Origin of the sequence: Streptomyces phytophilus, assembly GCF_013870535.1 — a bacterium.
Taxonomy (GTDB): domain Bacteria; phylum Actinomycetota; class Actinomycetes; order Streptomycetales; family Streptomycetaceae; genus Streptomyces; species Streptomyces phytophilus.
This window is the reverse complement of sequence record NZ_JACBXC010001686.1, coordinates 1-1,076: the sequence shown is the minus strand read 5'-3', so window position 1 is coordinate 1,076 and position 1,076 is coordinate 1. Positions and strand designations below refer to the sequence as shown.

The following is a 1,076-nucleotide window of genomic DNA, read 5'->3' as shown; positions in this document are numbered from 1 at the left end:
GCTGGGCTCCACGGCCGCGCTCTGGACCGGGGTGGCCGCCGGCCTCGCCGGACTGACCGCCGGCCTGGTGCAGATCGGCCTGGCCCACTGGCTCTCGGGCAACACGCGCTCGGGCGCCGCCCGCCAGCCCGGCGGCCCCGAGCAGCTCCGGCTGCAGTGGCTGACGGCGCTGGAGCTGCGCGGCGTGCGGCCGTTCTTCGACCAGCAGCGGATGATCTCGGCCGCCACCCGCAAGGGCAGCCCGTCCGAGCCCTCCGCGGACCGCACCCGGCCGGGCACGACGGCCGCGGGGGGTACGGACCGCGAGCCCCAGGCGCGCCGGAACCGCAGCCAGGAGGCGCGGCAGCGGGCCACCCTGGAGCAGTCCTACCGCCAGCTGCCCGAAGCCTCCCGGGTGTACGTCGGCCGCAAGGCCCAGCTCGCCCAGATCGCCGGGTGGGTGCAGCAGGGCCGCGCCAGCATAGAGACCAAGCCGACGGTCGTCGTGCTGCACGGCCGGCCCGGGGCGGGCCGCACCACGCTCGCGGTCCGCTCCGCTCACCAGCTGCGCGAGCAGTTCCGCGCCGCCGTGGTGGTGGACCTGCGCGGGGAGAGCCTCGGCGAGGACCCGCTGCCCACCCGGGACGCGCTGCTGCACCTGCTCAACCGGCTCGGCGCCCCGCGCGACCAGCTGATGTTCCGCGAGCGCCCGGCGCACGACGCGCAGCTGCGCCGCCTCGTCGAGCTGTACCACCAGCATCTGACGTCGCTGCCGGTGTCGATAGTGCTGGACGACGCGGTCGACGCCGAGCAGGTCCGGATGCTGGTGCCGGAGCGCTCGGAGAGCCTGGTGCTGGTGACGTCGCGGGAGCGGCTGGAGCTGCCCGACGACCTCGACGCCTGGGTGCACCACATGCCCGTCGAGGGCCTGGAGCCGACCGCGGCCGAGGAGCTGCTGAGCGCCATGGCCCAGCGGACCGACGGCGCCGAGCGGTCCTCCGACCCGTACGACGCGCAGTCCACCGACCGCATCGGGCTGCTCTGCGGCGGGCTGCCGCTTTCGCTGCGCATCGCGGGGTCGGCGCTGGACGGCCGCA

General features: G+C 76.1%; 1 protein-coding gene. It reads left to right on the top strand.

The genetic code is table 11. From position 1 onward, the window contains the following. The coding region (locus H5J30_RS35220; RefSeq protein ID WP_258563699.1) for an NB-ARC domain-containing protein at positions 1–1,076 on the top strand (1,076 nt) is incomplete at both ends.